Source organism: Patescibacteria group bacterium (assembly GCA_018896645.1).
Taxonomy (GTDB): Bacteria; Patescibacteriota; Patescibacteriia; order UBA2591; family JABMQE01; genus JAHIMF01.
The window spans coordinates 1-10208 of the sequence record JAHIMF010000074.1 but is presented as its reverse complement, the minus strand read 5'-3'; the positions used below and the strand labels follow the sequence as shown (position 1 = coordinate 10208).

The 10208-nt window shown below is 43.2% G+C and carries 8 protein-coding genes; 1 reads left to right on the top strand and 7 read right to left on the bottom strand.

The window, feature by feature from the left end; translation table 11 throughout:
* A complete protein-coding gene (locus tag KKD20_05395) occupies window positions 1-1320 on the bottom strand; it encodes a tRNA-guanine transglycosylase (GenBank protein ID MBU4332524.1) in 1320 nt (439 codons plus the stop codon).
* A gap of 78 nt (window positions 1321-1398) precedes the next feature.
* Here KKD20_05395 and KKD20_05390 point away from each other — a divergent pair, with 78 nt between their 5' ends.
* The gene (locus tag KKD20_05390; protein ID MBU4332523.1) at window positions 1399-2175 is read left to right on the top strand and encodes a CDP-alcohol phosphatidyltransferase family protein; all 777 of its coding nucleotides are present in this window, start codon (window positions 1399-1401) and stop codon (window positions 2173-2175) included.
* A 48-nt stretch (window positions 2176-2223) separates the two neighbouring features.
* On the opposite strand, the gene recO is transcribed toward KKD20_05390, so the two are convergent.
* The 6 genes from recO to KKD20_05360 all read right to left on the bottom strand — a co-directional run.
* On the bottom strand, window positions 2224-3111 hold the full coding sequence (gene recO / locus KKD20_05385) for a DNA repair protein RecO (GenBank protein MBU4332522.1): 888 nt from the start codon (window positions 3109-3111) through the stop codon (window positions 2224-2226).
* Between the two features lie 127 nt (window positions 3112-3238).
* Window positions 3239-5425, bottom strand: coding sequence for a hypothetical protein (locus KKD20_05380; GenBank protein ID MBU4332521.1), 2187 nt, complete (start codon window positions 5423-5425; stop codon window positions 3239-3241).
* 67 nt (window positions 5426-5492) lie between these two features.
* Window positions 5493-6014: a four helix bundle suffix domain-containing protein gene (locus KKD20_05375; GenBank protein MBU4332520.1), complete on the bottom strand. Its 522-nt coding sequence runs from the start codon at window positions 6012-6014 to the stop codon at window positions 5493-5495.
* A 22-nt stretch (window positions 6015-6036) separates the two neighbouring features.
* Complete coding sequence (locus tag KKD20_05370; GenBank protein ID MBU4332519.1) at window positions 6037-6570, bottom strand: hypothetical protein; 534 nt, start codon at window positions 6568-6570, stop codon at window positions 6037-6039.
* Window positions 6571-6597: 27 nt separating this feature from the next.
* Window positions 6598-7227: a four helix bundle suffix domain-containing protein gene (locus KKD20_05365; protein MBU4332518.1), complete on the bottom strand. Its 630-nt coding sequence runs from the start codon at window positions 7225-7227 to the stop codon at window positions 6598-6600.
* Window positions 7228-7259: 32 nt separating this feature from the next.
* Window positions 7260-10208 (bottom strand): hypothetical protein (locus KKD20_05360; protein ID MBU4332517.1); only part of this gene is annotated, 2949 nt, incomplete at its 5' end.

Here is a 10208-nt window from a genome sequence, read left to right as displayed (position 1 = left end):
TTATATAAAACCCTGCCTTATTTCCTCCCGAATCCTTGCCATCAACTGCAAATAAAACTCCAAATTATTAAACGTGGCTAATCGTTGAGCTAAGGGCTCATTGATTTTAAAAAGGTGGCGGAGATAGGCTTTTGTATAATTTCGGAGCTCCGGGATTTTTGAGTTTTTAGAGATTGGGGAAAAATCACGGGAGAATTTGGAATTGAGGATGTTGAGAGAGGTGTAGAATTCATACGCTAACACCGCTCGGCCGTGCCTCGCGGTGTCACTCCTGGACGCTAACACCGCTCGGCCGTGCCTCGCGGTGTCACTCCTAGGATAATTCCACATATACAATTTCCCGTGCCGGGCTTCGCGGGTGGGGATGACGCAGTCAAACATGTCCACTCCCCTTTTCACTGCCTCAACAATTTGCTCGGGATAACCAACTCCCATAAGATAGCGCGGTTTATTCGCTGGCAGCTCCGGAATAACCCAGTCTAATACTTTTAAAGCTTTTGGCCAGGGTTCGCCTACAGCCAAGCCGCCAATAGCATAACCGTCGTAATTGAGTTTGACCAAATCGCGGGCGGATTTGAGACGCAAATCTTTATACACGCCGCCCTGATTTATCGCAAAAAATAATTGGCTCGGCTCACTTCGTTCGCCTTCGCGTAACTCGTTGTAACTTATAGTAATAAATTGTTTTTTTGATTTCTTGTTTTTTTGTCCACGATAACGAAGCTCGCTGCGGCTCGCTTCGTCAGTCCGACGGCTCGCTTCGTCACTCCCCCACTCTTTTGCTTTAATGCTTTTATGCTTTAATGATTCCTGGGCCCATAATGTCGTCCGTTCCACGGCCATTTCCACTTCCTCGCGCTTGGCTGGATAGCCCACGCATTCGTCCAGCAACATCGCAATATCACTGCCAATAGTTGCCTGAATTTGCAGGGCCTTGGCTGGAGTCAAAACATGTTCTTTGCCGTCAATGTGCGACTGAAAAGTGACGGCTCTATCCGTAACCCTGCGTATTTTAGATAAACTGTAAACCTGAAAACCGCCGGAATCCGTCAGAATCGGCCCAGGCCAATTCATGAATTGGCGCAGGCCGCCGGCTTTTTTCATCAAACTCATACCCGGCCGAAGCAAGAGATGATAGGTGTTGGATAAAATTATTTGCGCGCCCAACATTTTTAAATCTTGGACAGATAAAGTCTTAACCGCGCCAACAGTGGCAATCGGCATAAAAAACGGGGTTTGAATAAGGCCGTGATTAGTTTTGAGCTCGGCAATGCGGGCAGATGATTTTTTTGATTTAGACTTGACTTTAAAATAAAACATAGGTAAGATATTAGAAATTATGGGGGACTGTTCTTTTTACTTTCTTATTAATAAAACCATCAGAAAGAGAGGGGGGGGATGGAAAGACATATTGCTTTTGCTATTTTGTTCTTTGTTATCTATCACTATGCGAAAACCATAGTAACAGATATTGTTTCTGTGGGAAAGGGATTACCGAAGTGCCTAGACTGGCTCCGACGGTTCTTTAGAGTGATAGCCAGTGCAAATGCTTTAAGTCTCTACCAGGGACTGATGCTCTACCTAATTTGGCAAGAAGATTCAGCATTTACTATTGCCATTTTTTTTGGCTTAGCCGCTCTCTTGGACCGCTTTGACGGCATGGTAGCTGAAGAATTAGGAACAAAAAGTAAACTCGGTGAATTTCTTGACGCGCTTATGGATAAAGTAATGATAATTGGCACAGCCTTTAAATGCTACTGGACATTTAGTTTTAATTCCTGGAGCTGGTGCTTTATAATCATTATGCTCTCAATGGACGGGATAAGAATTCTTTTCACTATTATCCAATACTTGCCGGTTGTCTTTAGGCTTGCCATAATCCAATATTGGCCGCTCAAAATTAAATTGGGAAAACCCTTAAATTGGCAAGTAGCTGCTAACCCCTGGGGCAAAACTAAAAGGTTCTTCCAGACTGCGGCTTTACTGATCTTTCTTTTAAACCCCGGGTACACTAGCTGGCTTTATGGTTTCTTTTTTAATGGCTTAGTCAATGGAGGGACTATTTTGGGTCTATTAAGCAACATCGGTCATATCTGGTCTCGCTGGTGGTTATACCAAAAAATCACCAAATCGTACCAACCAATATTTAATTGGTTCTACCGACCAAAAACTTGACAAAGCTCAAGACGAACTATTCTTGAGCTTTTTTTATAAAACACGGATTTACACGGATTGATCACGGATAGCTAGGGATTCTTGTTCCTCCGCCTTTACTAAAATACTAGTTTTAAGCGGCCTATCCAAATGATAAAGCAAAAAATTATCAACTAATTTTGATGACTCGTCATTACCGATGTCACAGCAATCTTTTAAGTTCTTGCTTAGATATTGTTTTAAAATCCCGATGGATTCAACAGAAACCTGGCGGTCTCCGTTGGCAACACACCTTTTACAAATAACGCCGCCATCATGAAAGCTAAAATGAAAATTCTCCGAAACCAAAGTTTTGCAGCGAACACAAATTTCCAGTTCTGGTTTGTAGCCGAGCAGGGATAAAAAATTTAGGATAAAATAGGAACGAAGAAATAATTGATAATTGATAATTGATAATTGATAATTGGATTGGGGGGATTGCCCTATTATTTCATTATCCGATTGTTCGATTGTTAAATTGTTAAATTGTTCTATTATTTCATTGTTATTGGAGAGATTAAGAAGACTGGAAGTAAAATCGTGAGTTTCATAAAAATCAAAAGCTTCTTTAAGAAGATTAAAAATGCGAGAGTCGGGGTGATGGAGTTTGGTGAGCTGGTCAACGATTTCTAATAATTGATAACTGATAATTAATAATCGATAATTGCTTTTAATCCTTTTATAATTTTTTTGTTGGGTTGCGCCAATCAAACGGTCATAATGCCGGCCATGAGCAATCATTATGTCTACGACAGAAAAGGGCTCTAAATGAGCCCGAAGCTTAGATTTGATTTTGCGCACACCGGCAGCCAAGCCCTCGATTTTCCCGTGAGTCGCGGTATAGATGGAAAAAATTTTATCAGCTTCGCGAAAGTCGTAATTGGATAACACAAAACCTATAGTGTTGAATGTGGACATTGGATTTTTAAGGTTTAAATATCTGAACCTTGAAGAAACTAGAAATAAAGAAATTAAGAAACTAGGGATATACTAGCTCTGGTAAGTTACAAATTCAAGGCATTGGATATAAATAAATTTACCCAATTTATTCCACGACGCCCTTCCCCATAGCGCCCAAATCATAATCCAGGTCAGTCGTTAAATAGCCTTGTCTCGCGCTTACTTCTTGTTCGGTAAAACTATCCGTTCCCGAACAAGATGTTTCTTGGGCCAGGACCACATATTGTCCTTGCTGGTTTAGCCGCGGCGTCAAAGAAACTTCAAAATTTGCTTGAGCCCGGTCTTGAAAATGAGATTCGCGAATCTCACCTTCTGTTTGTCCTGCATAAGCTTTGACTTCTGGAATACTCCAAACTACTTGGCCCAGCCCCTCATCATAAATAATCTCACCCACGCTTACTTGCACTTCATCAGGCCAACCCATCCAATCCGGCAAAACAGTGGATACGAGCACGTCTTTCACTGCATTTGAAGTATTTTCCAGCTCCCAAAAAATTCTATAAATCGTGGTCTCCCCGACTCGCGGAGGCAGGGGGCCGGAACCGATTTTTAGGTATTCGTCGGTAAAGTATCTGGCTTCGGCATTTAATTTAATCTCTGTTTTTATTCGGATATCCGATTCTTCGCTCATCGCCTCAAACGACTGGTTAAAATCTACGAGCTCGGCTTGGGCTATTATCTGGGCCCGGAGATGATAGTTTTCTCCGTCTGGAGCGGGCGGCTTATCAATCAAGGCAATGCTGAAATCAATCTCTCCTGATCTGCCTGCTTCTAGTTTTGCCAGGCTCTTTATCTGCTCCTTGCGCCAAATAATACCCTGGATAAGTCCGTGTTTTGAGAGCATAACTTCACATTCTTTCCCGCCGCAAGAAAAAGAACCCCAATCAACGATTAAGTCGCCTGTAAAATCAAGCCGCAGAATTATGTCGCTAACATCAAGATCCCCGCTGTTTTTATAAGCCAAAGCATATCTGATTTTCTCGCCCCAGTCCGCGGCATATACCGGCAGGGAAAGATTATTAACTTGCAAATCAAGGCCTAACTTTGGCTCTAAAAGCAAGGTGAGAAACGACTCTTGGGTTTGCCACTCGACCTTGAGCTCGTGGCCGAAAGGTAGCCTAAACCCGCCATCAAGATCAAAGCCGGCCCGAACTTTTAGTTCTTTATAAGTTCCGCTCTCGCCAGAAAGAATACCAATAATTTTGATTTCTTGAATAGCTTGGGTCAAGGGACCCAAGCTGCCCGATGGGGGACCCAAGCTGCCCGAATCAATCTCCCAATATTCTTCGCCTTCTCCCTGCTTGGGCAGCGGCGAAACCTGATTCAATTCAAAGCCTTCCGGATATTCAATAAATATTTTTAAATCCTTAAGTAGGGGTTGATTGCAATCAACCCCTACAACACAATCAATCCCTACTTGGGTTAATTGATTCTCCTGACTTGAGTCTTCAATCAATACTTGGCTCAAGGTTACTACATACTCTGCCTCCTGATTAGCTAAGGCTTTTTCCGGACCCTCAATTTCCAGGGCAATTAAATCTTCTGTCACCTCGCCGGTAAAAGAAATCATTTCCTTAAACTCTGATGAAAAATTTTCTAATCTATAAAAAAGCTCGGCAGTTATGGTTTTCTTATCGCCGACTTTGCCAAACATCCGGCCAATTACTTTAATTTCTATCTTTTCTCCAGGTTTAATTAAGGGGAATGCCCAGACATAGCGCTGAAATAAGGGGGATTGGGGGGATATGGGTGGTATGGGAGATAACCCCCCGTCAAGTTCCTCTCGACCTGACGCAGGGCTTCGCTCCGAGAGAGACTGGGGTTGGGGGTTGCTTGAGTTATAATAAAAATCTTTGGGGAAACGGAGTACCAACTCTACTTCTTTTAATGCTGCCTGCTTCTTATTTTCCAAAACAAACCGATACTCCGCCGGCGCAGCGGAAATAATCTCTTCTGGTCCTTTGATGTTTATAAAAATATCACCCAGACTCCTGCCCCCGGCTCCGGACATTGTCAAATTTTTATAAACTTCATAACCGGCAAAACCGCCGATGACCAATAAACCTAAAACCAGCAAAGTAATCCAAATTTTCTTGTGGGAATTTTTAGGTTTTTTTATAGCGCTGATTTCTTCCTGGTTCTCGGGAACAACTGGCGAGATGGTTCGGTCTTCTGGATTAAAATAATACTCACGGCTCTCTTCCTGCTTGCCATTATCCTCTTGTCTAGGCTCTTGATATATGTCTTGGAGGTCTTTTTTTATGTTGTTCATATTATTTCTTGGTATTTACTGCGAGACGTCGGATATCCTAAGAGTATATCCTCAACCGACTCCAACGTTAGTACCCTCTATAATCTCTCCTCTTCCGATAAAGACTCTCTGTATATCCGCCTTCCTTGATAAACTTCTTCTCTAAAACATCTATTTGTCTATCAAGTAAGTAGTTTGTCTGGTGAATCATACAAATGGCGCAGTTTGCTGCTGTCTCCGCCGCCGACATATAGGACTCATAAGTCGTATAAGATTTATCGGACTTATACGACAATCGCCGCACCTCCTGCGCCTGTGGAGAATCTTTGTCCCAAATTGGCAATCCCCGCTGACGCAAAAAATCCTCGTAATCCGCCAAAAGTTCCTCGAAACTGGCACGCGCCACCCCCAAAAGCTTTAGCTCGGTTTTGCTCGAAGTACGCGAAGCCTGACAACCCTCTACAATATTCTGTTTCCCGCTTCTGGCCGCTTGTTCCATTTGACCAAATGTCCGCGAAAATCTGGAAACATATTTCTTCAAGAACTCGACATTAAAATCACAAACTATCGTTGCCTGTTTGAAACTTAATAATTTTCTATATCCCGACATAAACTGAATAGTAAATAGTAAGTTAGTCCCCTACTGCTTGTTTCTTATACTGCTTAATCGCCTCCACTACTTTGGAATCCTCCCGAAGCGTCTCGATAAACAAAATGTGGTCGCGATTAATACGCATCTCGTCAATCGGGCCGTGAAGCTCGGTGCCGAGTTTGATTAAAGCCAATTCCGGCTTATCAAGAACCGTTACTTCGCCTTCTTTTTGCTGATGAAGCGATTGGTTTAAGCGCAAATAATAGATATCGCACAAAAATGGATACTCGCTTTCGCGGTCATAAAGATGGCCAAAATATACTTGCCCGTTGGTTAAAAATACAGCGTAGTAGCTTTCCCCCTCGTCCCCAATAAAAATATTACTCGTCTGTTTTAAAAACACGAACCGCTTCAAGGCCAGGCCGGCAATGCCTAAAACAATAACTGCGGCAATGGCAATCACAACAATTGCCCGCAAACGGCTGGACCGGACTTGGGGTTTTTTAAAAATTGGTTCTTGGATGCTTCCTTGTCTTGATTCTCGCGAAATTTTGATGTCATTGGATACAGGCATAGTTTTCTATTTACTGTTCATTGTTTATTATTTATCTTTTCTATATATATTCTTGATTCTCTGCTCATCCTTTTTAAGCTCCTGCTCTCTATTTTGTCTTTTATCTCTATTTCTATACTCCATCCGCTTGCGAAAAAGATTTTCCGTGTACCCGCCTTCCTCTATAAATTTCTTCTTTAAGCCAGCAATTTGCTTGTCCAGGAGGTAGGTGGTCATCGGGATGAGATTAACCATATAATTAAAGGGATAAAGGGGATCAAGGGGTTTTCCTGGTGTTAATGGCAACCCTGTCCTATCTTGTCTCGCCATCATCCCTTTTACCCACTTATCCTTTTCCGTCGTTCTCGCCCACACCGTAATCCCCCTTTGCCTTGCAAAATCTCGATAATCCTCCAGCAACTCCACCAATGACGCCTTAGCCACGCCAACAAGATAAATATAACTTTTTAAACTCTCCTCGCAATATCCTTCTGCTATGTTTTGTTTGCCGCTTCTCCCGGCATGGACCATCTGCTCATATATGCGCAGGTTTTCCCTGCCAGGAAGAAAGCGCTCACAAAACTCCACGGTCAAATCATAAATTTCCCCTGACTGCTTATATGTTAAAAGATATTTATATCCAGCTTGAGACTTTTTGCCTTTATTTTTCTCGTCCATAAAACTTGAATAAAACTTAAAAATTAAAAATTCTACTTCAACCTCACTCCGCCTTTCAGCCTCACTCCGCCTTTTAATCTGGAACTTTCGGCATTAAAGCCAAAGGCACCTGTACTTACGGAGCTACAGTTATCACTACTATCGCATATATAACCGTAAAAATCAATAGACGAAGAGGCCGTGCTGGTGGAATAAGCGCAAGTTACCGGCTTAAAATCCGTAAAGCTAGATGTATCGCAGTAGGACCCGCTGTCGCAGACCTGGCCCGTAATCCCGGCATTGTCTTTGCACACATGAAGTTTAACTAAAACATCTGTCCCGTTATAAGTGCCCTCAAAAGTCGTACTCAAACCTATGGTCTGGGGATTTGGTCGGGGTGTTACTGTTGTTGCCGTCAAACTCGCCATCGTAAACTGCGCGGTTTCGGTTGACCAGGCGCCTTCAGCAGCATCATCATCCCAAAACTTAATCCGCCAACAATAAGCAGCGCCGTCCAAAACCAAGTTAGAACTCGTAGCCGCATAAATAATATCACTGCAACGGTTGCCTTCTGTACAATTATTCATAGAAGTCCCGCTGGTGCCATCAGCCCAAGCGCTGTCCCAAACATTGCTGGTGCTGGCATAAGCGCAATCTGCTCCTTTGGTCCAAACCTGAATCTGGTATTTATTGGCAATATCGCTGGAATCCGCATCAACATTAATTGCGGAAAACACCGGCGTTCCGTCAGTAATCCCGGTTGGATTAGTACCGCCTTGCCGAGCCGTGGTGTTGTTGGAATACAAAGTCACCGGCGCGCTCGGCGCTGAATTAACCGCGGCCCCTGATGCCTCATCAGCTCCAATATCCCAACTGCTATCCAAAGGCCTGGTTGTGCCGTCTATATCATCGCTAAACCAAATAGTGGAAGTCCCGGAAAGGTCAACTCCGTTTTCCCTAGCCAAAGTATCACTTGAAGACAAATGAAAATCAGAAGAACTGGCGTTGACAAAAGTCACATTCCCTGTCTGCGAGTTGCTCCCCGGCGCGTCAGAGGCGATGTCAGAGACATTGTAGTCCGAGGCGTCGTCAAAGGTGCCGTTGAAGCCATCAGTTATTGCATCTTGAACAATATTATTTTTAGAAATAAAAGTACCCGTAGATCTATAATATCCATTATAACAATTATTCACCGTATTATTATAAGCATAGAGTTTCAAATTACTGCCCCAAGTATAAATACCAGCCAAACCATTTGAACCATTAACAAAATCATGAATTATATTATTCCAAACTCGGACTATACTATTTGTGTTATAAACATTAATCCCGTAATTATAATCCGAAGTACCCGAAATTACTCCTTTTATAATATTAGAAGACAGTCTGATATCAGAAGTGCCTGTTTGGTCTCTTACATTAATTCCAACTATGGAATTAGCACTAGCAGCAGTAAGTTGCGCCTGTAAACCTTCAACCCGAACATAATCATCCCCAATCCTTAGTGGATGAGCACCTGTCACCTCCAACCTATACGCGCTCGTACTCCATTTCCCGTCATGCCTTTGAGTGACCCCAACCTCGGTCGAAGCAACAGGCGTATAAATCTTAATATAGTTCGCTTGACCAGTAGTCCAGCCGGCAACATTAACCGCTGCCGTATCTGCGGAACTACTCGCATAACACGGCACCATAAGAAGAGTATTGTCTGAAACTAAATCCTGGCTCTTGTAAAGCACATTTTGGTCAACGCTGGAATCAATGGTTTCATTAACGTCTCCTTCCACATAATCCTCCCAATCATCAAGCTCTTCAAAAGCTCTAAACACGGAAACCGCTGTTCCGCCGCCAGCCGCGATTGGGGTGCTGGTGCCGTTTCGGCTTTGGACAACATACTCGCTAGCGCTGTTTCGTTGAACTATAAAAGCTAAATTAGTGGAGCCATATTCCAAAACATCTCCTACTCCTATATTAGTCGGCAGATCCCCGGTAAAAGTGGCTGTGCCGGTGGCTGATGAATTTACCGTAATGGTTACTGTCTCGGCTCCGGTATTAAGGTCGGAAATATGCCCGCCAACAGAACGATAAAGCCAATGCGCTCCTTCGTCCGCGCCTATGTCCCAACCGTCTCCAGCGGCTCCTCTGGTAATGCCATCTATGTCATCTCTAATCGGCACCGTAGAAGTAGAGCTTAAATCCGCGCCCCTGTTTCTGGCGTAACTATCAAGATATGATAAATGAAAATCAGAAGAAGAAGCATTGACAAACTGCACATTAACCCCGGCTTTATCATTAGCCCCGCCAGTGGTATCGCCGGCGATGTCCGAGATATTGTAGTCCGAAGCGTCGTCGAAGGTGCCGGAGAAGCCATCAGTAGTAGAATCTTGGACAATATTATTTTTAGCCACGACAACATTTGCAGTGCTTGCAAGTATTGCTGTAGAATTGTTGCAAAAGGTATTATTAAATATATAGACGGAAGTTCCAAATAATCTCATTGCAAACCCGCCGACAGTCCAGTCTTGTACTATGTTATTCCAAAAATAGAAATTATTATTAGCATAAGCATTATATACTCCCCTAGGGGCTGCTGTTCCAGACATTACGCCCTTAAAAATACTATTACTAACTTCAATCTTGTTTGCGCCTGCTGTTAAAGAATTAACCTGAAGCGCAACAGGGTTTCCGCTTGACATAGTAAGCTGAACCTGTAAGCCGTCTATCTTCACATAATCCTCACCAATTAAGATGGGAGTGCCACCAGTTAATTCCATCCGATACTTATCAACATTCCAAACCCCATCATGCCTTTGGGAAACACCAGCCTCGGAAGAAGAAACAGGAGTATAAATTTTAATATAGTTTGAAGCCCCTGTGGTCCAGCCGCTAATCGTTGTTGCTAAAGTATCTGGCTGGCCATCATTATAAGCCGCAGTCATTAACAGAGTGTTGTCGGTGACCAGGTCTTGGGAAGGAGGCAGGACATCATCATCAACAGTGTC

What these genes read in the sequence shown, in the direction of transcription:
- KKD20_05365 (MBU4332518.1), bottom strand. Translation starts at nt 7,227, where the DNA reads ATGGACGAGAAAAATAAAGGCAAAAAGTCTCAAGCTGGATATAAATAT.
- KKD20_05375 (MBU4332520.1), bottom strand. Translation starts at nt 6,014, where the DNA reads ATGTCGGGATATAGAAAATTATTAAGTTTCAAACAGGCAACGATAGTT.
- KKD20_05370 (MBU4332519.1), bottom strand. Translation starts at nt 6,570, where the DNA reads ATGCCTGTATCCAATGACATCAAAATTTCGCGAGAATCAAGACAAGGA.
- recO (MBU4332522.1), bottom strand. Translation starts at nt 3,111, where the DNA reads ATGTCCACATTCAACACTATAGGTTTTGTGTTATCCAATTACGACTTT.
- KKD20_05380 (MBU4332521.1), bottom strand. Translation starts at nt 5,425, where the DNA reads ATGAACAACATAAAAAAAGACCTCCAAGACATATATCAAGAGCCTAGA.
- KKD20_05395 (MBU4332524.1), bottom strand. Translation starts at nt 1,320, where the DNA reads ATGTTTTATTTTAAAGTCAAGTCTAAATCAAAAAAATCATCTGCCCGC.
- KKD20_05390 (MBU4332523.1), top strand. Translation starts at nt 1,399, where the DNA reads ATGGAAAGACATATTGCTTTTGCTATTTTGTTCTTTGTTATCTATCAC.